Source organism: Phyllobacterium sp. MT110 (genome assembly GCF_058792715.1).
Map to the genome: position 1 here is coordinate 1,063,762 of NZ_JBXAFE010000001.1, position 23,451 is coordinate 1,087,212.

General features: G+C 59.1%; 24 protein-coding genes. 17 read left to right on the top strand and 7 right to left on the bottom strand.

All coding sequences use genetic code 11. The features are described 5' to 3' along the window. Positions 1–149 precede the first annotated feature (149 nt). Positions 150–725 carry a DUF1349 domain-containing protein gene (locus AC1Q5O_RS05550; protein WP_492562079.1) on the top strand — a complete coding sequence of 192 codons (576 nt, stop codon included), beginning with the start codon at positions 150–152 and terminating at the stop codon, positions 723–725. A 21-nt stretch (positions 726–746) separates the two neighbouring features. On the opposite strand, the gene AC1Q5O_RS05555 is transcribed toward AC1Q5O_RS05550, so the two are convergent. Further along, a complete protein-coding gene (locus AC1Q5O_RS05555; protein ID WP_492562080.1) occupies positions 747–1,451 on the bottom strand; it encodes a GntR family transcriptional regulator in 705 nt (234 codons plus the stop codon). Between the two features lie 136 nt (positions 1,452–1,587). Between AC1Q5O_RS05555 and AC1Q5O_RS05560 the strand changes: the two genes are divergently transcribed. From AC1Q5O_RS05560 to AC1Q5O_RS05585, 6 genes are all read left to right on the top strand, one after another. Beyond that, complete coding sequence (locus AC1Q5O_RS05560) at positions 1,588–3,144, top strand: sugar ABC transporter ATP-binding protein (RefSeq protein WP_492562081.1); 1,557 nt, start codon at positions 1,588–1,590, stop codon at positions 3,142–3,144. A 20-nt stretch (positions 3,145–3,164) separates the two neighbouring features. Further along, positions 3,165–4,472 (top strand): ABC transporter permease, encoded by a 1,308-nt coding sequence (locus AC1Q5O_RS05565; RefSeq protein ID WP_492563087.1) that lies wholly within the window; start codon positions 3,165–3,167, stop codon positions 4,470–4,472. 62 nt (positions 4,473–4,534) lie between these two features. Next, complete coding sequence (locus AC1Q5O_RS05570; protein ID WP_223615208.1) at positions 4,535–5,464, top strand: substrate-binding domain-containing protein; 930 nt, start codon at positions 4,535–4,537, stop codon at positions 5,462–5,464. Positions 5,465–5,641: 177 nt separating this feature from the next. After that, a complete protein-coding gene (locus tag AC1Q5O_RS05575; protein WP_288193807.1) occupies positions 5,642–5,959 on the top strand; it encodes an ArsR/SmtB family transcription factor in 318 nt (105 codons plus the stop codon). Beyond that, positions 5,952–6,413 (top strand): SRPBCC family protein, encoded by a 462-nt coding sequence (locus tag AC1Q5O_RS05580; protein WP_492562082.1) that lies wholly within the window; start codon positions 5,952–5,954, stop codon positions 6,411–6,413. Before AC1Q5O_RS05575 ends, AC1Q5O_RS05580 begins: the two co-directional genes overlap by 8 nt. 83 nt (positions 6,414–6,496) lie before the next feature. After that, a complete protein-coding gene (locus tag AC1Q5O_RS05585; RefSeq protein WP_346308302.1) occupies positions 6,497–6,850 on the top strand; it encodes a DUF1428 domain-containing protein in 354 nt (117 codons plus the stop codon). Between the two features lie 36 nt (positions 6,851–6,886). On the opposite strand, the gene AC1Q5O_RS05590 is transcribed toward AC1Q5O_RS05585, so the two are convergent. Together AC1Q5O_RS05590 and AC1Q5O_RS05595 are read right to left on the bottom strand one after the other, a co-directional pair. Next, on the bottom strand, positions 6,887–7,360 hold the full coding sequence (locus AC1Q5O_RS05590) for a DUF2127 domain-containing protein (RefSeq protein WP_492562083.1): 474 nt from the start codon (positions 7,358–7,360) through the stop codon (positions 6,887–6,889). A gap of 20 nt (positions 7,361–7,380) precedes the next feature. Beyond that, complete coding sequence (locus tag AC1Q5O_RS05595; protein ID WP_492563090.1) at positions 7,381–8,085, bottom strand: hypothetical protein; 705 nt, start codon at positions 8,083–8,085, stop codon at positions 7,381–7,383. Between the two features lie 204 nt (positions 8,086–8,289). On the opposite strand from AC1Q5O_RS05595, the gene AC1Q5O_RS05600 reads away from it, so the two are divergent. Then, complete coding sequence (locus tag AC1Q5O_RS05600; RefSeq protein ID WP_492562084.1) at positions 8,290–8,655, top strand: nuclear transport factor 2 family protein; 366 nt, start codon at positions 8,290–8,292, stop codon at positions 8,653–8,655. Between the two features lie 62 nt (positions 8,656–8,717). Here AC1Q5O_RS05600 and AC1Q5O_RS05605 read toward each other — a convergent pair whose 3' ends face one another. The 4 genes from AC1Q5O_RS05605 to AC1Q5O_RS05620 are packed head-to-tail and all read right to left on the bottom strand — an operon-like array spanning position 8,718 to position 12,451. Beyond that, positions 8,718–9,494, bottom strand: a complete 777-nt coding sequence (locus AC1Q5O_RS05605; RefSeq protein ID WP_346308300.1) for an ABC transporter permease — start codon at positions 9,492–9,494, stop codon at positions 8,718–8,720. Further along, the gene (locus tag AC1Q5O_RS05610) at positions 9,478–10,308 is read right to left on the bottom strand and encodes an ABC transporter ATP-binding protein (protein WP_492562085.1); all 831 of its coding nucleotides are present in this window, start codon (positions 10,306–10,308) and stop codon (positions 9,478–9,480) included. The genes AC1Q5O_RS05605 and AC1Q5O_RS05610 overlap by 17 nt, the downstream gene beginning before the upstream one ends. Before the next feature lie 11 nt (positions 10,309–10,319). Further along, complete coding sequence (locus tag AC1Q5O_RS05615; protein ID WP_492562086.1) at positions 10,320–11,321, bottom strand: ABC transporter substrate-binding protein; 1,002 nt, start codon at positions 11,319–11,321, stop codon at positions 10,320–10,322. Positions 11,322–11,368: 47 nt separating this feature from the next. Further along, positions 11,369–12,451, bottom strand: a complete 1,083-nt coding sequence (locus AC1Q5O_RS05620; RefSeq protein WP_492562087.1) for a 4-oxalomesaconate tautomerase — start codon at positions 12,449–12,451, stop codon at positions 11,369–11,371. 110 nt (positions 12,452–12,561) lie between these two features. Between AC1Q5O_RS05620 and AC1Q5O_RS05625 the strand changes: the two genes are divergently transcribed. The 9 genes from AC1Q5O_RS05625 to hflX all read left to right on the top strand — a co-directional run bounded on the left by AC1Q5O_RS05625 (position 12,562) and on the right by hflX (position 23,449). After that, complete coding sequence (locus AC1Q5O_RS05625; protein ID WP_188346345.1) at positions 12,562–13,461, top strand: LysR family transcriptional regulator; 900 nt, start codon at positions 12,562–12,564, stop codon at positions 13,459–13,461. A gap of 194 nt (positions 13,462–13,655) precedes the next feature. After that, entirely contained in the window at positions 13,656–15,932 is a 2,277-nt protein-coding gene (locus tag AC1Q5O_RS05630) for a sensor histidine kinase NtrY-like (RefSeq protein ID WP_492562088.1), read from the top strand. Then, positions 15,922–17,283 carry a nitrogen assimilation response regulator NtrX gene (gene ntrX / locus AC1Q5O_RS05635; protein ID WP_223614954.1) on the top strand — a complete coding sequence of 454 codons (1,362 nt, stop codon included), beginning with the start codon at positions 15,922–15,924 and terminating at the stop codon, positions 17,281–17,283. Before AC1Q5O_RS05630 ends, ntrX begins: the two co-directional genes overlap by 11 nt. A 226-nt stretch (positions 17,284–17,509) precedes the next feature. Next, complete coding sequence (gene trkA / locus AC1Q5O_RS05640) at positions 17,510–18,886, top strand: Trk system potassium transporter TrkA (RefSeq protein ID WP_463012963.1); 1,377 nt, start codon at positions 17,510–17,512, stop codon at positions 18,884–18,886. Positions 18,887–18,907: 21 nt separating this feature from the next. Then, positions 18,908–19,672 (top strand): MBL fold metallo-hydrolase, encoded by a 765-nt coding sequence (locus AC1Q5O_RS05645; RefSeq protein ID WP_492562089.1) that lies wholly within the window; start codon positions 18,908–18,910, stop codon positions 19,670–19,672. 8 nt (positions 19,673–19,680) lie between these two features. After that, entirely contained in the window at positions 19,681–20,784 is a 1,104-nt protein-coding gene (locus tag AC1Q5O_RS05650; RefSeq protein WP_492562090.1) for a lactonase family protein, read from the top strand. A 12-nt stretch (positions 20,785–20,796) separates the two neighbouring features. After that, entirely contained in the window at positions 20,797–21,663 is an 867-nt protein-coding gene (locus tag AC1Q5O_RS05655) for a D-amino-acid transaminase (protein WP_492562091.1), read from the top strand. 119 nt (positions 21,664–21,782) lie between these two features. Continuing rightward, positions 21,783–22,028 carry an RNA chaperone Hfq gene (gene hfq / locus AC1Q5O_RS05660; protein ID WP_091885912.1) on the top strand — a complete coding sequence of 82 codons (246 nt, stop codon included), beginning with the start codon at positions 21,783–21,785 and terminating at the stop codon, positions 22,026–22,028. Positions 22,029–22,036: 8 nt separating this feature from the next. Further along, entirely contained in the window at positions 22,037–23,449 is a 1,413-nt protein-coding gene (gene hflX / locus AC1Q5O_RS05665) for a GTPase HflX (protein WP_319025570.1), read from the top strand. Positions 23,450–23,451 lie beyond the last annotated feature (2 nt).

Sequence of the window (23,451 nt, forward strand, 5' to 3'; positions counted from 1 at the left end):
TTCGAGGCATCGATGAAAATGTTGCCGCTCTTATCGCGCATCTCGACTTTCAGTGACCGTAAGATCAGAAATCGGCACGTTTCAGCACCTGCCACAATCTGCTACACCGCATCTGCCGTTTGAGGCCGGATTCGCGTGTGGAGAGAGTGATGACTGATGCGTTCAACTGGCTCAATGCGCCGCCGTCCCATCACGGCGATGCCCGTCTGCTCATGCTTGCGACGGCTGAGAACACCGATTTCTGGCAGCACACCTTTTATGGTTTCGAGCGCGACAACGGCCATGCCTATCTGACGCCGGTCAGCGGCGATTTCAGCGCCCGCGTGACGGTGCGCGGCGATTACCGGGAACTCTATGATCAGGCCGGTCTGATGCTGCGGATCGACGCCCGCAACTGGATCAAGACCGGCATCGAATATACCGACGGCCTCATGCATTTCAGCGTTGTCGTGACCAACCGCATATCCGATTGGTCCGTCATTCCCCTGCACAGCGCCCGCGTCGACGACGCGGTGCACATCCGGCTCACCCGCCATGATGATGCGGTGCGGGTCCAGTATGCCATCAATGATGCGCCATGGCAGCTGGCAAGGCTCGCGCCATTTCCCAAAGACGATGCGTCGGTCGGTATCATGGCCTGTTCGCCGCAGCGGGATGGCTTTGCGGCGGAATTCCGCGATCTCGAGGTCGGTCCGGCAATCCCGCGCGACCTGCATACGGACTAGGCCGCGGCGAGGGGCGGTTTGCTAATCGGCAAACAGCTCCGGCCGTTTGGTCTGCAGCTGCAGCAGCATTTTGCCCATCTTGGAAATATGCTCTTCCATCGCCGCCGCCGCGCGCTCGACGCTGTTTTCGGCAATGGCATCAACAATAGCCTGGTGCTCTTTCAGCGTTTCGACCATGCGCGTTTCGTAGTGCAGGAGCAGCCGGCGCACGCGGTCAATCTGGCTGCGCTCCTTGGCGGCAATTTCGCGCAATCCGACCAAACCCGCCGCATCGCAGATCATGTCGTGCAATTCCTCGTCGAGCGCATAAAACCCTTCGAAATCCCTGGAGTCCGCCGCCTTGCGCTGCCGGTCGAGATTATCGCGCAGGCGCTGCACGATATCAGCCGAGCTGCGCTCCGCCGCCCGCCGGATGGCGGCCGTTTCCAGGGCAATGCGCACGAACTGGGCGGTCTCGATCTTGTCGAGGCGCAGCCGGGCAACGAAGGTGCCGGTTTGCGGGTAAATCTCGACCAGGCCTTCGTCGGCGAGGCGGTTGATGGCATCGCTGACCGGGGTGCGCGATACACCGAGTTGCAGCGCCACCAGTTCCTTGCGGATGGCTTCGCCGGGCGCGAGCTGCGATGAAATGATGGCTTGACGCAGGATGGAATAGACCTGGTCTTTGCGTGTGACCGCAACGACTTTCTGTTCCTTGAAGCTCTTGCCGCCTGACCCCAATTGCACGTCCAAAGCTCCCCGATAGGCCCTGTTGCATGGCGGGAGGCTGAATTCCATTTCTCCGAATGAAGCATTTGACTCCTGCCCAATAACATCTAACATGTTACATATTAACTTGAAAGAATGTTTTGGGAGGAACATTTTGGATAGTCAGCTGCCGATCGTCTCGATGCGCGGCATCAGCAAGTCATTCGCTCATATTGTTGCCCTGCGAAGTATCGATCTCGACATCTATCCGGGCGAGATTCATGCCATCATGGGGGAGAACGGTGCGGGCAAGTCGACGCTGGTGAAAATCCTCAGCGGCGTGCATCGCCGCAGCGGCGGTGACATGCTTGTCCGGGGGCGGGCGGTCGACTTCGCCTCGCCGCGGGAAGCCGAGCATAACGGCATCGCCATCATCCACCAGGAACTCAATCTCATTCCAAGCCTCAGCGTGTCCGAGAATATTTTTCTGGGGCGCGAGCCGCTGATCGGCGGCCTGTTCATCGATCGCAGGAGCATCGAGACGAGGAGCGCGGAACTGCTCGACCGCTTCGGCATCGATATCGATCCGCGTGCCGATGTGGAGAATTTGCGTGTCGGCGAGCAGCAGCTTGTCGAGATTGCCCGCGCATTGTCCCTGAATGCCGATGTGCTGGTTCTGGACGAGCCGACCTCGGCGCTGTCGGAGGCCGAAGCCCAGAGACTGGCCAGTTTTGTGCGGGAACTCGCCCGTAACGGCGTTGCCATTATCTACATTTCCCACCGGATGAATGAAATATTCTCGCTGGCCGACAAGATCACCGTGTTGCGCGACGGCAGCTTCATCGCCACGCGCCGGGCGCAGGATGTAAGCGAGCGTGATCTCATCCGCATGATGGTGGGGCGCGATCTGGCAGCCCCGGAACCCAAGGCGGATAGATCGGGCAGGCCGATTGTGCTTGAAGCGCGCCATCTCGGCCTGCGCCGCCCGAATTCGCGCGGCAGCATGCACAATGTCGTTGACGATGTGAGCTTCGATCTCCACGCCGGTGAAATTCTCGGGATCGGCGGGCTGCTCGGTTCCGGGCGCACTGAAGTGCTCGAACTGATTTTTGGCGCAGCGACTGGAGAACGCTCTGGTACGATCACCCGCAACGGCACCCGCCTTGCCGCCGCTTCCCTGACCCCGCGCCGGTCGGTGGCGAAGGGCATTGCCTTCCTCACCGAGGACCGCAAGGGAACGGGTCTTCTTATGGATGCGGATATCCGGGCCAATGCCGTGCTGCCGTCCTTGCCCTGGCTCGCGCCATTCGGCTGGATCAGCCGCCGGCGCGAGGACCCCGTTGCGGGCCGGATCATCAAAGCGATGCACGTGCGCTGCGATGGGCCGGATCAGAAGATCGATCAGCTGAGCGGCGGCAACCAGCAAAAGATCGTGCTGGGCAAATGGCTGGAAACCCGGCCCAGCGTCGTCCTCTTGGATGAACCGACCCGGGGGATCGACGTCGGCGCCAAGGATGAGATCTACGAGCTCCTGAAAAAGCTCGCCCTGTCCGGCGTTGCGGTGATCATGGTGAGTTCCGAATTGCCGGAACTCCTTGCGCTGTCGAGCCGCATCCTCGTGATGTGCGAGGGCAGGGCGGCGGGCATTCTTGAGAGCACAGCGTTTTCCGAAGAACAGGTGATGGAACTGGCGACACCCCTTGGCACGGCTCTGACAAGGGACGCGGCATGACACGAACGAGCGAGCAGACCATGCAGTCACCCCAAGGCAATCTTAGCCGGATCAAGCTCCTGCTGAATGCAACCAAGCTCTACTGGGGATTGGTGCTGCTCTTTCTGATCGGCATTTTCTCATCGCCGATCTCGTCCAAGGGGCACAATATTTTCCTGTCCTATGGCAATCTGTCCGATGTTTTCCGGCAGATTTCGGTTACCGGCATTACTGCCGTGGGCATGACGCTGGTGATCCTCATTGCCGGAATTGACCTGTCGGTCGGGTCCGTGCTTGCGCTGGGTTCCGTCGTCTGCGCCATGCTTCTGACCAATGAGGGCTGGTCGGCGGCCTATACCATCGGCGTTCCCGCCATTTTCGTGCTGGCATTCCTTGTTGTGCTGGGGGCAGGGCTGTTCCTTGCCAAGGTGCCCGGCCGCTCGGTTGGCGAGCCCGAAAATGACCGGACGCAACTGAACCGCATCATCGCCCTTGTGGCTGTGGTCGCCGCGGCTGCTGTCGCCTGGTGGGTCGCCTCCGGCGCTGATGCAAAGGCCGGCGTGCTGCTGGTGCTCGTGGTGGTTCCGGCCGTCGGCTTCATGCTCGGCATGGTCAACGGCCTCGTCATCGTCGGCGGTCGCCTGCAGCCCTTCATCGTGACACTTGCCATGATGGTAGCAGGATTGGGGATTGCCCGCCTGACGGCGGGCCAGAACACGGCGGTCTGGCCGGTCTATACCGGCAGCAACGCAACGGCGAATTTCGAATTCCTGCGCGCGCTCATTTTCGGGCTGATTCCGGTGCCGGGTCTGATTTTCGCCGGCATCATTCTCCTGTTCTGGGTGATCCTGAAATACACCAAGTTCGGACGGTACATCTATGCCATCGGCGGCAATGAAGAGGCGGCGCGGCTCGCCGGTGTGCCGGTCTGGCGGGTAAAGATCAGCGTCTATGCCATATCGGGATATCTCGCCGCGCTGGCGGGCATTCTCTACGTCGCGCAATACAGGCAGGGAAAGCCCGATGCGGGCATGGGGCTTGAACTCGATGCCATTGCTGCCGTGGTGATCGGCGGCACCAGCCTGATGGGCGGTCGCGGCTCGATGATCGGCACCCTTGTCGGCGTCCTCATCTTCGGCTTTCTCAGCAATATCCTGCAGCTCAACAATATCGACAGCAACACGCAGCTGGTGCTCAAGGGCATCATCATCATCGTGGCGGTGCTGCTGCAGGAGCGGCGCTCCAGCGGATGGCTGTTTTTTCTCTCCCAGCTCATGACAGCCACGCCGTCCAAGAAATCCATGCCCGGCAAGCCAGAAAACCGGCAAGGGCAGGGGGGAATGAACTGACAACAAGCAATATCAGGGAGGATATGATGAATCTGACACGCAGACATTTTGCCAGATTGGCAATGGCAACCGCTTTCATCGCGCCGCTGGCGCTGCACATGCCGGGCGCATGGGCCAAGGATAAGTATGTCATCGGCTTCAGCCAGACCACGACCGTCGAGCCTTGGCGCGTCCAGTTCAACAAGGATCTGGTTGCCGAAGCCAAAAACCATCCGAATGTGGAGCTGCTTGTCGCCGATGGCCAGGACAAGACGGAAAAGCAGGTGGCCGATGTTGAAAACTTCATCCGGCAGGAGGTGGACGCAATCCTGATTTCACCCAAGGAATCCGCAGGCCTGACCGGTGTCGTGGAAAAAGCGATGGATGCCGGCATTCCGGTGATCGTGCTTGACCGCAACGTCGATACCGACAAGTTCACCCAGTGGATCGGCGGCGACAATGTGGTGATCGGCGAAGCGGCGGGACAACATGCCGTGGAACTCCTCGGCGGCAAGGGCAAGGCCAAGGGCACCGTGGTCGAAATCTGGGGTGGCCTCGGCACGCAGGCAAGCCATGACCGCAGCAATGGTTTCCACAAATACACCGACGCGGAGAAGGGCATCACCTATCTCCTGGACAAGCAGTCCGGCGACTGGAAGCAGGATCAGGCCTACAACATCATGGCAACCGCGCTGCGCAACCATGAGGACATCAAGCTGGTCTACGGCCACAATGATCCGATGGCCTATGGTGCCTATCTCGCCGCCAAGGATGCGGGGCGCGAGAAGGACATCCTGTTCCTTGGTGTCGACGGACTGCCGAATGAAGGCGTCCAGTGGGTCAACAAGGGGGAGCTTGCCGCAACATTCCTCTACCCGACACCCGGAGCGGAGGGATTGCGCCAGGCGCTGAAAGTTCTGGCGGGTGAAAAGGTGGAAAAGAAGATCGTTCTCGGCACTGAAACCATCACCAAGGCGAATGCGCCGGAGATTCTCAAAAAGAACGGTCTTTGACCACTGAGAGCAAAGAAGTGGAGTAACCGCTTTAGAAAGAGCGGTTACTCCATTGTTATTTTGTCAGTATTTCATTTTCAAGTTTTGATGCATGGCTGTTGCACAGGGTGTGCAATCCAGCGGTATCGCGCAATGATTTGACATGCAACCAAAAGGTTGCATAATGTGGATATGACCATAGACGCGACATTCCGGGCCCTTGCCGACGTGAGCCGGCGCCAATTGCTGGACAATCTCTTTGCCAGGAACGGCCAGACGCTGGGCGAACTCTGCGAGGGCATCGACATGACGCGTCAGGCCGTAACCAAGCATCTTGCAATATTGGAAGAGGCCAATCTCATCGCAACGGTCTGGCGGGGCAGGGAAAAGCTGCACTACCTCAACCCGGTGCCGATCCATGAAATTTCCACGCGCTGGATCCACAAGTATGAACAGGGTCCGCTGCGCACCCTCGATGAACTCAAGAAAACCCTGGAGGAAGACGGCCATGACTAAACCCAGATTTGTGTACGTGACCTATATCCGCACAACGCCGCAAAAGCTCTGGCACGCGCTGATCGATCCGGAATTTACCCGGCAGTATTGGGCGGGAACCTGGCAGGATTGCGATTGGCAGCCGGGTTCCTCGTGGAAACTCATGATTCCGGACGGGCGGGTCGGCGATGCCGGAGAGGTTGTTGAAATCGATCCGCCCAAACGCCTCGTTCTATCCTGGCGCAACGAATTCATGCCGGAATTGAAGCAGGAGGGATTTTCGCGCCTCACCTATGAGCTTGATCCGATGGGCGATATGGTGAAACTGACTGTAGTCCATGAGATGGACCGGCCGGAATCCAAGCTGATCGAACAGGTTTCCACCGGATGGCCCGGCCTTCTCTCAAGCCTCAAGAGCCTGCTTGAGACAGGTGAATCGCTTGAAGCGACGCGCCATTGGCCGAAAGATATGTAAGCGCCCGAATAAAAACGGGAACGATGTAGAATGTCGGCCCGTTCAATCGTCCTAGGGCCGTTGAACCGAATGAGGAGGATATGATGACCTATGTTGATGGATTTGTGCTTGCCGTGCCGAAGGACAAGATCGATGCCTACAAGGCCATGGCGCGCGTGGCTGGTGACGTCTGGAAGGAACATGGCGCGCTGGCCTATGTAGAATGCCTTGGCGATGATGTTCCCTATGGCGAACTCACCTCGTTTCCGCGCGCCGTGCAGGCGAAGGACGATGAAATCGTCATCTTTTCGTGGATTGTTCATGCGTCGCGAAAGCAGCGGGACGAAACCAACAAGAAAGCCATGGCGGATCCCCGACTTGCCAGCGATAAATGGGAGATGCCCTTCGATGGCAAGCGCATGATCTATGGCGGATTCGAGTCCTTTATGGAACTCTGACAACCATAAAAGGGATTTCAGCGCAATCGGGGTGACCTACCGCGCGACGTGCTTTTGAACCAGTCGATACTCGTGCCAGATGAGCAGCATGACAAACAGGTCGAAAACCGTCAGCACGATGAGCGCCGGACTCTGCGTGTAGGAGTAGCGATAAAGCTGATAGGCGATGAACAGCCCCAGAACCACGAGGGACAGCGGATAGGCCCACAGCTTGTTGCGCAGCAGCGCAATGACAAGCAGGGCTTTGACGAGGCCGTGGCTCAGCAGATAAAAGGCATAGAAATGCTGGCTGCTGACGGAGAAATCGCCGGCAAGCCTTGCAAGGTGCGTGGCGATATAATCATCGGGATCGTCCAGGAGTCTCGTCTGTGTGAAGGTGTTCACCATCAACCGGATGGAGGCCGTGTTGACAAAAACCAGGATCAGACCGCCGATACACTCGATGAGCGCATGTGCGCCCTTCAACAGGATGCTGATCTCGAAAATCCGGTGAATGCGCTTCTCGTTCATCAAGGCTTCCCGTTTCGCCGCTACGCCAGGATATTGACGGCGCGTGCTGCGACAAGGGCGATGGTCAGCAGGGAGAGCGACGCTTCCGCCATCATGAGCAGTTTTGCCCGTGGTGACAGGGGCATCGTGTCGGTCGGCGAGAAAGCCGTCGCGTTGGTGAATGACAGAAAGAGGTAATCGATGAAGCCGGGTGACCAATTCTTCAGCCGTTCATCCTGAATGACCATTTGCGGGAACTGGAAATCGCCATAGGTTTTCGATGTCAGCCCGCGGCTGGCGGGGCCGCCGCGGTCGATGCTCCAGTACCAAAGCGTGAAGGCGATGACGTTCGTCACCCATATGTTGACCGCATCGATCAGCAGTGTCTGCGCCGATCCGGCGTGACCGCCGAGAAGGGCTCGTACAAGAAAGTACAGCGCGACAAAGTTCATGAACGTGATCAGGATTGTCAGGCCGAGGGCGGCGCGGCGGATCAGGCGCCGCGAACGCCCGACCAGATGAAAATGCTCGTCTGTCATTGCCTGCCTTGCCCGCGTCTGCACCCATGCGGTTGCCATGGACAGCGGCGCCAGCAGCAAAAGCTCGATCACCGGCGCAAGCCAGCGCGGCCCCCACGAAAAATCATTCACCAGCAGGAACTGCAATCCGGCAACGACGAGGACGGCGGCGCGCGCCATCCAGAAGTCCAGTGCATGGGTCCGCACCGCCATATGCTTCTGACGGATATCCGTGTGAGCTGTCTGCACTTGTTTTCACCCCGTTGCTGAAAGACCGCTGCATCCACTGCCGCGCCGAAACAGTGCGCGGACAATTATGTCCCTGAAGCGGCGGCGACTGTCAAACGCCTGCGATTTCGGGCACGGGAGTTCTGGAACAAATGCGAGGGATAGTGCACTGTCCACAGGCTCAAACCGGAGTAACACCCTCTCATGCCGTTCAGTCCCGTTGAAACAACCCGCCTTTACCACGCTGCCATCAATGCCCTCGACTTTGAGGCACTTGCCGGTTTTTTCGCCACCGATGCCGTCTATGCATCGAGCGGTATCGGTGAGATTGCCGGGCAGGAGGCTATCCTGGACGCATTCAAGGTCTATTTTGCAAGCTATCCCGATCAGGTTGCCGAAGACGATCTGATCGAAGAACTGTCGCCCCGATCAGCGAGGTCTGTTTGGCGTCTGGTCGCAACGCACCGCGAGACGGGTGAAGTGTCCCGGCGTTCCGGCGAGGAAGTCATTCTGTTCGATGAAGCCGGGAAAATTCTGCGCGTGACGGTTCAAGACCGCGATGCCTCCTGAGAAGTTCCGGGAAGCACCGCGGCAAACCGCATTTATGGCTGTCACCAGACAGCCTGATCGGATCAGGCTGTCTTCTCTTCAGCCGTGTTCGGTCGCCATTTGATCAGCCGGTTCTCCACAACGTCGAGCACGCGGTCGATGACGAGAACAAAGACGGCCAGGATGATGATACCGGCAAAAACGCCGACTGCATCGAAATTGCCTTCCGCCTGCGCAATCAGATAGCCAAGGCCTGCCGACGCGCCAAGGTATTCACCGATGATGGCGCCAACGACCGCGAAGCCGACGGAGGTGCGCAGGGAGGAAAGAATCCAGCTGGCGGCAGCAGGAAAGTAAACGTGGCGCAGGAGTTCCGATCGCTTTGCACCGAGAATACGGGCATTGGCCAGAACCACCGGATTGACTTCGCGCACGCCCTGCATGGCGTTGAAGAACGTGATGAAGAACACCAGGGTGACGGCGAGCGCCACCTTCGACCACAAACCAAGCCCGAGCCACAGCACGAAAATCGGCGCAAGCACCACGCGCGGAATGGCATTGAGGCCCTTGATGAACGGATCGAGAATGCGCGCGGCACTGCGGCTGAGGCCGAGCCAGACGCCGGCGGCAACGCCCAGTCCTGTTCCGATGACATAGCCAAGAACGGTTTCCGTCAGCGTGATCGTGACGTGGCGATAAAAATTGGGATCGATGACCCAGTTGACGATCTGGTTGAAAATGTCGACGGGTGCCGGAAAAAAGAACACGTCGATGACACCGGTCGATACGCCAAGCTGCCAGCCGCCGAGGATGGCAACAAGCAGGCCCAGTTGGATAAGTCGTTCAGTCGCGACGTTCATAGCTCTTCTCCACTTCGCCGCGCAGCGACGCCCAGATATTGCGGTACAGATCCATAAAACGCGGATCCAGTTTGATTTCAGCGACGTCGCGCGGTCTTGCAAGGTCCACGTCGAAGCTGTCGATAACTCGGCTGCGCGGTCCGGCGGCAAGCACTGCCACCCGGTCGCCGAGCGCTATCGCTTCCTCCAGGTCATGGGTGATCATCACCACGGCGCGGCGCTCCTCCTGCCACAGGCGCAGGAGCTCATTCTGCATCAGATGCCGGGTATGGATATCAAGCGCCGAAAACGGCTCGTCCATTAGAATGACTTTCGGGCCGGTAATCAGCGCCTGCGCCATCTGCACACGTTTGCGCTGGCCGCCGGACAGCTGGTGCGGGTATCGCTGCTCAAAACCCTTCAAGCCCACCTTGGCCAGCCACATCATAGACCGCTCGCGACGTTCCGCCGTTGCGACACCTTTGAACAGCAGCCCGAGTTCAACATTCTCGATAGCGGTTTTCCAGGGCAGCAGGGCGTCCTGCTGGAACAGGTAACCGATATCGTTCTGGATGCCCGATACCGGATTGCCGTCAATCGAGACGCGGCCGCCGGACGGCTTGAGCAGTCCGGCAATGGCGTTCAATATCGTGCTCTTGCCGCATCCGGTGGGACCGACGATGGCAAGAAACTCCCCATCGGCCACCGTCAGATTGACGTTCTCCACCGCAACGAACGTGCCGAATGACATCGTTACCGAATCGATGGACACCATCGCTTTTCGCGGTTGTTCAATGGTTGCGGCCGCAACCGGTTTTACCATTGCCAAGGCCATGGTTCTCTCCCTCAGTTCGTGCCTTCGTGTGGCGCTTTGTCGACGAAATTGTTGGTGTATGTCTTCTTCAGGTCGATATCCGTTGCTGCCACCTTGTCGTTGAAGCTTCTCAGGACTGCCAGCGGCGTTTCGACTTCGGCCTCGTTGAAGCGGCCATCGATGGAGAAGATGGGCTTGGCGTTTGCCACGGCCTTTATGTAGGTTTCCTTGTCTCCGGAAATGAAGGCTTCAGGAAGTTTTTGAACGATTTCCTCCGGAGCGCTCTTGTTCATCCACTCCAGGGCCTTGACTGTTGCATTGACGACCTTCTGGATCGTCTCCGGATTCTTGTCGATGTAGGTCTGCGTGGCGTAGAGAACCGAGGTCGGATAGATGCCGCCGTAGATCTCCTTGGCGCCGTCGTCGCTGCGGGCGTCGATCAGAATTTTGCCGACGCCCTTGGCTTCAATGAAGGTCGCCGCCGGATCGTAGTTCACCAGGAGGTCCACCTTTCCCTGTTCGAGAGCGGCGACGGCTGCCGAGCCGGAACCGACGCCGATGAGCGAAACGTCATCCGCCGAAAGCTGGTGGCGCTGCAGATAGTAGCGAACGAAGAAATCCGACGAGGAGCCGGGGGCGGTAATGCCGATCTTGGCGCCCTTGATGGTTTCGGGCTTTGCGGGATCGAATGTGCTGTTCTTGCCGCCTGCAAGCACCAGCCCCGAATTGCGCGCCAGCAGCACAATGCCCACAACGTTCTTCTTTTGCGCCTGCATCTGGATCGTGTGATCGTAGAAGCCGACGGCTATGTCGGTCGAACCGGCGACGAGCGCCTGCAGCGTCTTCGAACCGCCCGAGGCAAAATTCTCGACGGTGACATCAAGCCCTTCCTTTTCATAAAGGCCCAGACCCGAGGCGACCGGAAACGGCAGGTTGTTGAGATTGTAAGAGCCGACGCTGATGCGGACAGGTTCGGCAAACGCCGATCCTGCGAATGCAACCGTCGCCGCCAGCGCGAGCATGAGTTTATGCATGGTATTTCCTCCCAGATGTGCGATGCCCTCCCGGCAACCGCGTTCAATTATGCTGCGCAAACCATTTGCGCTACAGGTTTGGCAAAGACTTGACCCTCGAACAGGCGACGGGCGGTCCGCAGTATGCCGGCGACCGTTGTGCCATTGCGGGATTCCAGCTTGACTTCCAGACGGCCGCTCGGATGTTCGAGAACAAGATTGACCGGAAGCTTGCGTCCTCCGATCAGGCGTGATGCAACCGTGGCATCGCTGATGCACGCCGTGGCGATGCCGACTGCTCCCGTCGTGGCGAGGGAGGGATGGCACTGGTGCGGCATGAAATAACGCACATTCAGGTCACCGCCGGCTTTCGGTTTTGAGATGAGGACGGGTTTGGGCGTGACCTGCATCCGCACGTCGCCCATGCCCATGCGCTGGCCCGCCTGCAGCCGCAGCCTTTCCAGCCGCTCGAGGAGGGCATGGTCGGCGTTGAGTTCGGCAGCACTCTCATAGCCTGTTGCCCCGATGGCTGCGGCCTCGACTATCATCATCGGCATGGCACAATCGATGCAGGTGACGTCGATACCGTCGATGATTTCGCGTGGATGGCCCGTTGGAAACAGCCTGCCCGTCCGTGCGCCGGCGGCGTCCATGAATGTCAAGGCAATCGGCGCGGCGTGCCCTGGCACCCCGTCAATCGACGCATCGCCGAGATAGGCCACACGGCCATCCGGCGTCGGTACCTCCGCCTCGATAAGCTTGCCGGTGTTGACATTGTGTATCCGTACCCGCGTTACCGGTCCTGTCGTTTTGATCAAACCGGCTTCGATGGCAAACGGGCCAACGGCAGCAAGCATGTTGCCGCAATTGGGTGATGTGTCGACCATCTGCTGATCGATCCGCACCTGGGCAAAGAGATAGTCGACGTCGGCACCTGTTACCGTGGACGGGCCAACGATGGCAACCTTGCTGGTGACCGGGTTGCCGCCGCCGATACCGTCGATCTGCAGGGGATGACCGGACCCCATCACCGACAACAGGATCTGGTCGCGTTGGCGTGGATCGGAGGGAAGATCCGATGCCAGAAAGAACGGTCCCTTGGATGTACCGCCTCTCATGAGGACGCAAGGTATGCGAAGGAGGTCATTCATGGCGCAGCGCTCTTTATTCATGCGTTCAACAGAACAATCTGTCGGTTTCTTGCATTTTGCGGTAAGGTGATTGATATGTGAAATGCAAAGTTTGCGAGGATTGATGTGATATGAGCATTAATTGTGAGATTCTGGATCTGCGGGCTTTTCTCTCGGTGGTGGAGCTGGAAAGTTTTCACCGGGCGGCGGAAGCCTTGAATCTCTCGCAACCGGCGTTGAGCCGGCGCATCCAGAAGCTGGAGGCAACCATCGGAGCGCCGCTTCTGGAGCGGACCACGCGCCATGTCTCGGCCACGGCGGTGGGAAGCGAACTCATTCCGCTCGTTCAGCGGATGCTGGAGGAATTTGACGGCTCGCTCTTTGCAGTGCGGGATATCGGCGCCCAGCGCAGCGGGCTCGTGACCATCGCGTGCCTGCCCACCGCCGCCTTCTATTTCCTGCCGACGGTGATCAAGCAGTTCAATGCCGAATACCCGCACATCCGCTTTCGCATCCTGGATCTTCCCGCCACCGACGGGCTTTTGGCCGTTGCCCGCGGCGAGGTGGAATTCGGCATCAACATCATGGGTGCCGCCGACCCCGATCTGATTTTCGACCGGCTGATCGAGGACCCGTTCGTGCTTGCGGCACGCAAGGATCACCCGCTTGCCGCCAAAAGCGAACTCGGATGGGAAGACCTGACGCCCTATCCGCTGATCACCGTGCACCGCTCCAGCGGCAACCGGACCCTGCTCGACGCGGCACTGGCAAAATCCAACCTGAAATTGCGCTGGTTCTACGAGGTGACGCACCTGTCGACGTCGCTCGGCCTCGTCGAGGCGGGACTGGGGATTTCCGTGCTGCCCAAGTTGGCAACGCCGCAGGAGGAGCATCCGTTTCTTGTCACCCGGCCGATCCGCAATCCGGAAATTTCACGAACCATCGGTGTTGTACGGCGACGGGGAGGAACATTGTCACCCGCTGCCGAGCGATTTCTCAACATGCTGATTGGCACATGGTCGGAAGGTTAGGGCGGCGCGAAAACTGCTTCTTCAAGGGAAGCTGTGATCTGCAATATGCTGACCATTGACCGGGTCAACCCGAAGGGATCAACCGTGCCAAACGTGCGGTGTTGAACCAATTCTGCACAGGTTTCGACGAGAGGGCGTTGCATTTCCGCCACAATGTGTTGCATGAGTGCAACTTGGTTGGGATGACGTAAGCAATGCTCTTATCAAATTCGGTCAATCAGTTGGGAAACTCGCTCACGGCTGCCGCTGGCGGCAACACGCAGCGTTTTTACTCCCGTATCGGCGTTGTCACGGTTGTTCTGGCGCTTTTGACGACGGGCATAACGTTTTTCATCCTCACGGGAATGACCCCGGTTCAGCCCGAGAGCAATCTTACATTCATCCTGACCGGTCTCAATGCGCTGCTGATTCTCGCCCTGATCGTGCTCATTGGCCGGGAAGTCTACCGCATCAGCCAGGCCAGGAACCGCGGGAAGGCCGCTTCCCGCCTGCATGTGCGCCTCGTCGTGCTGTTTTCGCTTGTCGCTGCGGTACCGGCCATGCTGGTGGCCATCGTTGCATCGGTCACGCTCGATCTCGGGCTCGATCGCTGGTTCGAAATGCGGACCACGACGATCGTCAACTCGTCGATCAGCCTGGCCAATTCCTACATTCAGGAAAGTGCGCGCAACCTGCAGGGCACGACGCTTGAAATGGTCAGCGATGTCGACGCACAACGCTCGCTGTACAATCTGGACCGCACGAGCTTCACGCGCTTCCTGACCCAGCAGGCGCTCGGCCGCGGCCTGATCGGCGCATTCATCATCCGCTCCAACGGTGACACCTCCGTTCGCGCCGACATACGCACGAATTTTTCAATTCCGCCGGTCGCGAAATCCATTCTCAACACGGCACAGGACGGCAAGCCGGTGCTCATCCCGCCGGAACGGACCAATCTGCTCAGTGCCGTCGTGAAACTCCAGCAGATACCGGATATGTTCCTCTATACGGTCCGCCCGGTCGACGGGGATATTCTCAATTCCATGCGCGCCATCGAGGGCAACAATCTCGATGCGGGTAAACCGGTTGCCAATGGTGTGGACACGCAGATTCTGTTTGCTCTGCTCTACTTCGGCCTGACTCTGACTTTGCTTCTGTCGGCCATCTGGACCGGTATCGCGGTCGCGGACCGGCTAGTGCGCCCCATCCGGCTGCTGATCGGTGCAGCGGATGATGTTGCAACCGGCAATCTGGATGTTGCGGTGCCGGTGCGCCGTTCCGACGGCGATGTCGGGTCGCTGTCCCAGACATTCAACACCATGGTGCGCCAGCTGGGAACGCAGCGCCGTGACCTCGTTGCCGCCAAGGACCAGATCGACGAACGCCGCCGTTTTTCCGAAGCGGTGCTCTCCGGCGTGACGGCAGGGGTCATCAGCGTGGATGCTGATGGGGCAATCGGCATCATGAACCGTTCCGCCGAAGCAATGTTCGATCTGGACCCCGTCACGACCGTCGGCAAGAATCTGACGGCGCTCGTCCCGGAAATCGGGCTGGTGTTCGAGGTTGCCCATGCCACGGGCCGGTCGGTTTACCGCGAACAGGTATCGATGTCGCGCCGCGGCAGCGCCCGGACGTTCAATGTCCAGATTACCGTGGAGGACGCGGAATCCGCTGACCACTCCTATGTGGTCACCGTCGATGACATCACCGATCTGGTGGAGGCGCAGCGTTCGTCCGCCTGGGCCGATGTCGCGCGGCGTATCGCCCACGAAATCAAAAATCCGCTCACGCCCATTCAGTTGTCGGCGGAACGCATCCGCCGGCGCTATGGCAAGGTGATTACCGAAGATCGCGAAGTCTTCGACCAGTGCACGGAAACCATCATCCGGCAGGTGGGTGACATCGGGCGCATGGTCGATGAGTTTTCATCCTTCGCGCGCATGCCGAAACCGGAAATCAAGGCGATGGATTTGCGTGAGGCGTTGCGCGAAGCCTCGTTCCTGGTCGAAGTCAGCCGCAGCGATATCCGCTTCGAGCGGGATTTCGGCAACGTGCCGCTCATCGGGCAATTCGACGGCCGGCTTATCGGGCAGGCGTTCGGAAACGTTATCAAAAATGCTGCAGAAGCAATTGAATCCGTTGTGAAAGATGGACTGGGTGATGGACATATCCGTATCCGGTCGAGGCAGGAGGGAGACGCTCTGATTGTCGAAATTTCCGACAATGGCAAAGGCTTGCCGCGTGAACACCGGCAGCGTTTGCTTGAACCCTACATGACGACGCGCGAGAAAGGCACGGGCCTTGGCCTCGCAATTGTCAAAAAGATCGTTGAAGAACATGACGGTCAAATTGAACTGCACGACGCCCCCGCGGACTTCCACGGCGGGCGGGGTGCAATGATCCGCATGGTTTTTCCCACGACCCATACCAATACACAGACAGCCGACAATTCCGATCCATCGGCGAAACAGGTGAATTCAAATGGCATCTGACATTCTTGTCGTCGACGATGAAGTCGACATCCGCGAGCTTGTTGCAGGAATATTGAGCGACGAGGGGCACGAAACCCGCGTAGCCTCGGACGCGGACAGCGCATTGGCGGCGATTGATGATCGCATTCCCCGCCTGATCTTTCTGGACATCTGGATGCAGGGCAGCCGGCTCGACGGTCTTGCCCTTTTGGACGAGATCAAGAGCCGCCATCCCGATATTCCCGTGGTCATGATTTCCGGTCACGGCAACATCGAAACCGCGGTTTCGGCCATCCGGCGCGGCGCCTATGATTTCATCGAGAAGCCGTTCAAGGCTGACCGTCTGATTCTCATCGCCGAACGGGCGCTCGAAACATCCAAGCTGCGGCGCGAAGTTTCCGACCTGCGCAAGCGCTCGACGGAAAGCTCGGAACTGCTCGGCACGTCGCTGTCGATGAACCACCTGCGCCAGACCATCGAGCGTGTCGCGCCGACCAACAGCCGCATCATGATCACCGGTCCGTCCGGTGCAGGCAAGGAACTCACGGCACGGGCCATCCACGCCTTGTCGACCCGTTCCAAAGGACCATTCGTCAACCTGAACGCTGCGACGATCACGCCGGAACGCATGGAAGTGGAGCTTTTCGGCACGGAATCCGATGGCGGCGAGCGCAAGGTGGGGGCGCTGGAGGAAGCCCATGGCGGCATTCTCTATCTCAATGAAATCGCCGATATGCCGCGCGAAACGCAGAACAAGATCCTGCGTGTGCTCGTCGATCAGCAGTTTGAACGGGTAGGCGGCACCAAGCGCATCAAGGTGGATGTACGGATCATCTCCTCGACCGCGCAGAACCTCGAAGCGATGATTGCCGAGGGCCGGTTCCGCGAAGACCTGTTCCACCGGCTGGCAGTGGTTCCCGTGATTGTTCCGCCCTTGGCGGACCGGCGCGATGACATTCCTGCGCTTGTCGAATTCTTCATGACGCAGATTGCCGAACAGGCGGGCATCAAGCCACGCAAGATCGGCCCGGATGCCATGGCTGTGCTGCAGTCCCATTCCTGGCCGGGCAATATCCGCCAGCTGCGCAACAATATCGAGCGCCTGATTATCCTGGCGCGCGGCGATGATCCGGAAGCGGTCATCACCGCCGATTTGCTGCCGGCTGAAATCGGCGACACGCTGCCGAAGGCTCCAACCGAATCCGACCAGCACATCATGGCCCTGCCGCTGCGCGAGGCACGTGAGCGCTTCGAGAAGGAGTATCTCATCGCGCAGATCAACCGGTTCGGCGGCAATATTTCCCGCACGGCGGAGTTTGTCGGCATGGAGCGTTCGGCCCTGCACCGGAAGCTGAAATCGCTCGGGGTCTAACCGCTTCACGCAATCTCCAAGGCTTCGGAGGAATACGTTGGTAGCCGACAGTATTCGGTTGCGACTCTCCGGATTTTACGGGAAAGTCGGCGGCCTTTGCCCTGCGGCATCGGTCTTCATCATGGGAGTGAGGAATGTTTCGCGCTGTCAATCCGCAAGGCCCGCCGGCCAGCAGTCTCGTTGACGTGGACGCAATGGTTGTGATTGCCGAAGGCAAAGCCAGCTGATGCGTGTGATCATCTGCGGCGCAGGGCAGGTTGGATATGGCATCGCCGAACGCCTGGCCGCCGAAGACAACGATATTTCGGTCATCGACACGTCGGCCGAGCTCATTCAGGTCATACGCGATACGCTCGATGTGCGCGGTTTTGTCGGTCACGGCGCCCATCCGGATGTTCTGGCGGCCGCCGGTGCCGAGCAGGCGGACATGATCATTGCCGCGACACTGTACGACGAAGTGAACATCGTCGCCTGTGAAGTGGCGCATGCGCTGTTCAACGTGCCGACCAAGATCGCCCGCATCCGCGCGCAGGCCTATCTGCAGCCGCACTACCAGGACCTGTTTTCCCGCGATCACATGCCGATCGACGTCATCATTTCGCCCGAGCTTGAGGTCGGGGAAATGGTGCTGCGCCGCATCGCCTTGCCGGGCGTGAGCGACGTTGTCCGCTTTGCCGACGAGACTATCGTGGTGATGGCGATCGAATGCCTGGAAGACTGTCCCGTCATCAACACGCCGCTCATTCAATTGAGCAATCTCTTCCCCGACCTGCCGTCGACCGTGATGGCCATCATCCGCAGTGACACGTTGCTCATTCCGCGCTCCGCCGATCATCTCTTGGCCGGTGACATCGCTTATGTCGCGACAACCAAGTCACAGGTGCGCCGTACGCTGGCGCTGTTCGGTCACGAGGAACCCGAGGCAACACGCATTGTCATTGCCGGCGGCGGCAATGTCGGGCTCTACGTCGCCCAGACGATCGAAGCCAAGCAGCCCAAGACCAAGGTCAAGCTGATCGAACCCAATTTGACCCGCGCCAATGCCATCGCAGACGGGCTTCGGCGGTCCATGGTGCTGCATGGCAGTGCGCTGGATCAGAAACTGCTGCTGGAAGCGGAAATCCAGGATGCGGACCTTCTGGTCGCGCTGACCAATGACGACCAGGTCAACATGCTCGCTGGCGTCATGGCCAAACGCCTCGGCTGCAAATCCAGTCTCGTCCTCATCAACAACCCGGACTATCTCGACCTCAGCAAATCCCTCGGCATCGATGCCCATATCAGCCCGCGCAGCGTCACCATTTCGCGCGTGCTGCAGCATGTGCGGCGTGGCCGTATCCGGGCCGTACACAGCGTCCAGAAGGGCCGGGCGGAGATTATCGAGGCTGAGGCGCTCGAAACCTCGCCGCTTGTCGGCGCCCCGCTGCGCGACCTCGACCTGCCGGACGGACTGCGGATCGGCGCGATCTACCGCAACGGCGAAGTCATCCGCCCTGACGGTTCGGTCCGCATCAAACCGCAGGACCGGGTGGTCATCTTTGCCACGGCCGAAGCGGTCAAACAGGTCGAGCAGATGTTCCGCGTCAGTCTCGAATTCTTCTGATCAGCAGAAAGATGCACCGACATGAAACTGCAACTTCTCCGCAATGCCACGCTGAAACTCGATTATGCCGGTTCAACCGTCCTGATCGATCCATTTTTCGCTCCCAAACACAGCCGTCCGTCCTTTACCGGCCGTTCGCCGAATCCCATGACGGATCTGCCGGTTTCAACCGACGAGATCCTTGATGGCGTCGAGCTTGTACTCGTCTCGCATCTGCATGCGGATCATTTCGACCCCGTGGCGCAGGAACTTGTTCCCAAGCATCTGCCGCTGATCTGCCAGCCGGGCGATGAAGAGAAAATCCGCTCCTTCGGTTTCACCGACGTCACGCCACTGACCGGGGATCTGACGTGGAAGAATATTCGCCTGACCCGCCGCGATGGCAATCACGGCACCGGGGCCGTGCTTCAGCTGATGGGCAATGTCATCGGTTTTACCATCGAAGCGGATGGCGAACCCTCGATCTATTGGGCAGGGGATACGATCCTCTATCCGCCGGTGCGCGAAACAATCGAAGCGACGCAGCCCGATATCATCGTCACCCATTCCTGCGGTGCCAAATGGGACGGTGTTCTCATCGTCATGGATGCGGAGCAGACTGTCGAGGTCTGCCGCATTTCACCCCTGAAGACAAAAGTCATCGCGACGCATATGGAAGCCCTTGACCATGCAACGGTCACCCGCGACGATCTGAAGGCCCATGCGCAGGCAGCGGCTATCGATTCCCACAAGCTGATCATCCCTTCCGATGGAGAAACCCTCCATCTCACAGCCCCCAACCCATGAGACCAACCATGCCAAAGACCTATGCTTTTGTCGGCAACCTGAATCGCAACGCTCTGCCCAATGCAGGAAAGGGGATCAGTGTCTTCCGCTTTGACGACAATACAGGTGATCTCACACTCGTCAGCGAATACCTCGCAATCGACAATCCCGGTTATATCGCCATCGACGAAAAGCGCCGGCGTCTTTACGCGGCAATGGAAATCCCCGAATGGAACGAGGGGATGGCTGTCGCCTTTGATATCGATCCGGCCTCGGGAGCCTTGTCCTATATCAACATGCAGCCGACCCTTGGCAACACCACCTGCCATCTCGGCTTCGATCAGTCGGGCGAGACGATCTTTGCCTCCAATTATACCGTTGCCGCGCTGGGCGAACGCCCCGGCAATGCCGTTGCTGCCTTCGCCATCCGCGCCGACGGCGGGCTGGAACCGGCGTTTGCCGCTGCCATTCACGAGGGCAAGAATGCGGTCCTGCCGACGGACAAGCGGCAGCATGGTCACTGCGCCGTCGTCAGCCCGGATAATCGGACCGTGTTTGTCTGCGATCTCGGCCTGGACCGGATCATGGCCTATAAGCTGCCGTCAGAGGGCGGGAAACTGGAGCTGGCGGCTACGCCCTTCACGACCTTGCCTGATGGTGCTGGACCGCGCCATATGACATTCCATCCGAATGGGAAGATTGCTTATGTTATCAATGAATTGAACAGCACTGTTTCAGTTCTGCATTACAATGCCGAAACCGCCGAGTTGGCGCTTGGCCAGACGCTTCCGTCCATCCCTGCGGACTTCACCGCGACCAATACCTGCGCAGAAATCGCCGTCAGTGCCGACGGCCGGTTCCTTTATGGCTCCAACCGTGGCCACAACAGCATCGTCAGCTATGCCATTGCCGCAGACGGCAGCCTCGCGCTGATCGGCTGGACGCCGTCGCAGGGTCTCGGCCCACGCAACTTTGTCATCGATCCCACGGGTAGGTTCATGCTCGTTGCCAATCAGAAAGGCGGAGGCATCGCCGTGCTCAAACGCGATATCGAAACGGGTGCATTGGAAGATACCGGCAAGCGGGTGGATCTGCCAACGCCCATGCGCATGGTCTTCGGCCAGTTCGAATAGGAGGCTCTACCGATGTCCCGTATCGCCTATGTCAACGGCCAGTACATTCCCCATGCCAATGCCGGTGTTCACATTGAAGACCGCGGCTACCAGTTTGCCGATGGCGTTTATGAAGTCTGCGAGGTTGCCCGCGGCAACATCATGGACATGACGCGCCATCTCAACCGCCTCGACCGCTCGCTTTCGGAGCTGCGGATCGGCTGGCCGATGAACCGGAAGGCGCTGCAGAGCGTGATCGCCGAGGTGGTCCGGCGCAATCGTGTGTACAATGGCATGGTCTATCTGCAGGTGACGCGCGGTGTCGCCAAGCGCGACCACGTCTTTCCCGCGGCCGATACACCGCCTTCCATCGTCATCACTGCCAAGCGCACGGATCCCGTCATGTTCGCTGCCCGGGCGGCAAAGGGTGTGAAGGTCATCACGGTGCCGGAAAACCGCTGGGAGCGGGTGGACATCAAATCTATCGGCCTTTTACCAAATGTTATGGCGCGCCAGCTGGCCAAGGAGCAGGGCGCTCAGGAAGCCTGGTTCATCGATCCGGATGGCACCGTTAGGGAAGGTGCGGCAACAAATGCGTGGATTGTCACCATGGACGGCGTTCTGGTGACCAGACAGGCGGAAACCGGCATTTTGCGCGGTATTACCCGCACAACCATCTTCGATGTGGCCAAAAAGCTGGGATTGACCATCGAGGAACGCGGCTTTTCTGTCGAGGAAGCCAAGCGGGCGCGTGAAGTTTTCATGACCGCAGCCACAACTGTTGTGATGCCAATCGTTGCGATTGACGGCGAATCGGTGGCAAATGGGCACCCGGGAACGATCGCACTTTCGTTACGGGAAGCGTTTTTTGACATTGCGGAAAAAACGCCATCCTGTTAACCGGAGTATGAGGGGACTAACAGAAACTATTTTTCACCTCCTGCAGGAGCAGGTTTTCTGCTCCCGTTGCCGAAATTTGTATGAGACACGTTTGCTGATCGCATAAAAGGACAAAAACAATGGCTGAACGATCGCAGAATCTTCAGGACCTATTTCTGAATTCAGTCAGAAAACAGAAGATTTCTCTGACAATTTTCCTCATCAATGGCGTCAAACTGACCGGTATTGTCACCTCGTTCGACAATTTCTGCGTCCTGTTGCGCCGCGACGGCCATTCTCAGCTCGTCTACAAACATGCCATCTCGACCATCATGCCGAGCCAGCCTGTGCAAATGTTCGAAGCTGAGGCCGAAGACAGCGACTGAGATAACATTTGACCAAAGAAACAAGGCGTAACGCGCAAAACCCTGGCGGATCAACCGATAATGGTGAGACCGCCAGAGAAGCCACGCGCGCAATCGTCATTGTGCCGGTTTTGCCGACGCGCTTTTCCGATGGCGGCAAGGCCGACGATCACGGCCGCATGAAGCACCAGCCCGAATTCCAGCGCAGCGACGATGCGCGGCTGGAAGAGGCCGAAGGCTTGGCCCGCGCCATCGATCTGGACATTGTCCATTCCGATATCGTGCAGGTTTCTGCGCCGCGCCCGGCAACCTTGCTGGGGACGGGCAAGGTTGAAACGATTCATGAGCTCATCGAGGCTTCCCATGCGGAGCTCGTGATCGTCGATCATTCCCTGACACCGGTGCAGCAGCGCAATCTCGAAAAGGCATGGAACGCCAAGGTTCTTGACAGGACCGGGCTCATTCTTGAGATTTTCGGACGGCGAGCCCAGACGAAAGAGGGCGCCCTGCAGGTGGAACTTGCGCACCTCACCTATCAGAAGGGGCGGCTGGTCCGCAGCTGGACCCACCTTGAGCGCCAGCGCGGCGGCGGCGGCTTCCTCGGCGGTCCCGGTGAAACGCAGATCGAGGCCGACAGGCGCGCACTGCAGGAAAAGATCCTGCGCATCAAGCGCGAACTGGAAACGGTGGTGCGCACCCGCACCCTGCACCGCAGCAAGCGCAAGAAGGTGCCGCATCCGGTCGTGGCGCTCGTCGGCTATACCAATGCGGGCAAATCAACACTGTTCAACCGGCTGACCGGAGCAGGGGTCGTAGCCGAAGACATGCTCTTTGCCACGCTTGATCCCACCTTGCGCCGTATCCGGCTGGAGCACGGTGAGACGATCATCCTCTCCGACACGGTGGGTTTCATCTCCAACCTGCCTACGCATCTCGTTGCCGCCTTCCGGGCGACGCTGGAAGAGGTGGTCGAAGCCGACCTCATCCTGCATATCCGCGATATCTCCGATCCCGATACCGCAGCCCAGTCGGAAGACGTCCATGCGATCATGACCAGCCTCGGCATCGAGCGCGGCGATACGAAGCGCATTCTCGAAGTGTGGAACAAGATCGACAGGCTTGACGATGCGGGCCGCGAGTCGGCGCAGCGTCTCAGCGCGGCGGTGAAGGGCGACGAACATCCGATTCCGGTGTCGGCGATCACGGGCGAGGGCGTCGACGCCCTGCTGAAGGAAATCGAGAACCGCATTGCCGGCAAGCTGAAGCATGTCAAAATCACCCTGCGGCCGGACCAGATGCGGCTGATGGACTGGATCTACCAGCACTCCAGCAATGTGAAACGCAAGGATCTGGACGACGGGTCGGTATCCCTCACCATGGACATGACCGTCGCGTCCCACGCCAATCTTGACGAGAAATTGCTGCGCCGGACCAACGGCTAAGA

Excerpts from the sequence above, each read along its gene's own strand:
- AC1Q5O_RS05550 (WP_492562079.1), top strand. The coding sequence starts at position 150 with ATGACTGATGCGTTCAACTGGCTCAATGCGCCGCCGTCCCATCACGGC.
- AC1Q5O_RS05565 (WP_492563087.1), top strand. The coding sequence starts at position 3,165 with ATGCAGTCACCCCAAGGCAATCTTAGCCGGATCAAGCTCCTGCTGAAT.
- AC1Q5O_RS05570 (WP_223615208.1), top strand. The coding sequence starts at position 4,535 with ATGGCAACCGCTTTCATCGCGCCGCTGGCGCTGCACATGCCGGGCGCA.
- AC1Q5O_RS05580 (WP_492562082.1), top strand. The coding sequence starts at position 5,952 with ATGACTAAACCCAGATTTGTGTACGTGACCTATATCCGCACAACGCCG.
- AC1Q5O_RS05585 (WP_346308302.1), top strand. The coding sequence starts at position 6,497 with ATGACCTATGTTGATGGATTTGTGCTTGCCGTGCCGAAGGACAAGATC.
- AC1Q5O_RS05590 (WP_492562083.1), bottom strand. The coding sequence starts at position 7,360 with ATGAACGAGAAGCGCATTCACCGGATTTTCGAGATCAGCATCCTGTTG.
- AC1Q5O_RS05600 (WP_492562084.1), top strand. The coding sequence starts at position 8,290 with ATGCCGTTCAGTCCCGTTGAAACAACCCGCCTTTACCACGCTGCCATC.
- AC1Q5O_RS05605 (WP_346308300.1), bottom strand. The coding sequence starts at position 9,494 with ATGAACGTCGCGACTGAACGACTTATCCAACTGGGCCTGCTTGTTGCC.
- AC1Q5O_RS05610 (WP_492562085.1), bottom strand. The coding sequence starts at position 10,308 with ATGGCCTTGGCAATGGTAAAACCGGTTGCGGCCGCAACCATTGAACAA.
- AC1Q5O_RS05615 (WP_492562086.1), bottom strand. The coding sequence starts at position 11,321 with ATGCATAAACTCATGCTCGCGCTGGCGGCGACGGTTGCATTCGCAGGA.
- AC1Q5O_RS05620 (WP_492562087.1), bottom strand. The coding sequence starts at position 12,451 with ATGAATGACCTCCTTCGCATACCTTGCGTCCTCATGAGAGGCGGTACA.
- AC1Q5O_RS05625 (WP_188346345.1), top strand. The coding sequence starts at position 12,562 with ATGAGCATTAATTGTGAGATTCTGGATCTGCGGGCTTTTCTCTCGGTG.
- AC1Q5O_RS05630 (WP_492562088.1), top strand. The coding sequence starts at position 13,656 with ATGCTCTTATCAAATTCGGTCAATCAGTTGGGAAACTCGCTCACGGCT.
- ntrX (WP_223614954.1), top strand. The coding sequence starts at position 15,922 with ATGGCATCTGACATTCTTGTCGTCGACGATGAAGTCGACATCCGCGAG.
- trkA (WP_463012963.1), top strand. The coding sequence starts at position 17,510 with ATGCGTGTGATCATCTGCGGCGCAGGGCAGGTTGGATATGGCATCGCC.
- AC1Q5O_RS05645 (WP_492562089.1), top strand. The coding sequence starts at position 18,908 with ATGAAACTGCAACTTCTCCGCAATGCCACGCTGAAACTCGATTATGCC.
- AC1Q5O_RS05650 (WP_492562090.1), top strand. The coding sequence starts at position 19,681 with ATGCCAAAGACCTATGCTTTTGTCGGCAACCTGAATCGCAACGCTCTG.
- AC1Q5O_RS05655 (WP_492562091.1), top strand. The coding sequence starts at position 20,797 with ATGTCCCGTATCGCCTATGTCAACGGCCAGTACATTCCCCATGCCAAT.
- hfq (WP_091885912.1), top strand. The coding sequence starts at position 21,783 with ATGGCTGAACGATCGCAGAATCTTCAGGACCTATTTCTGAATTCAGTC.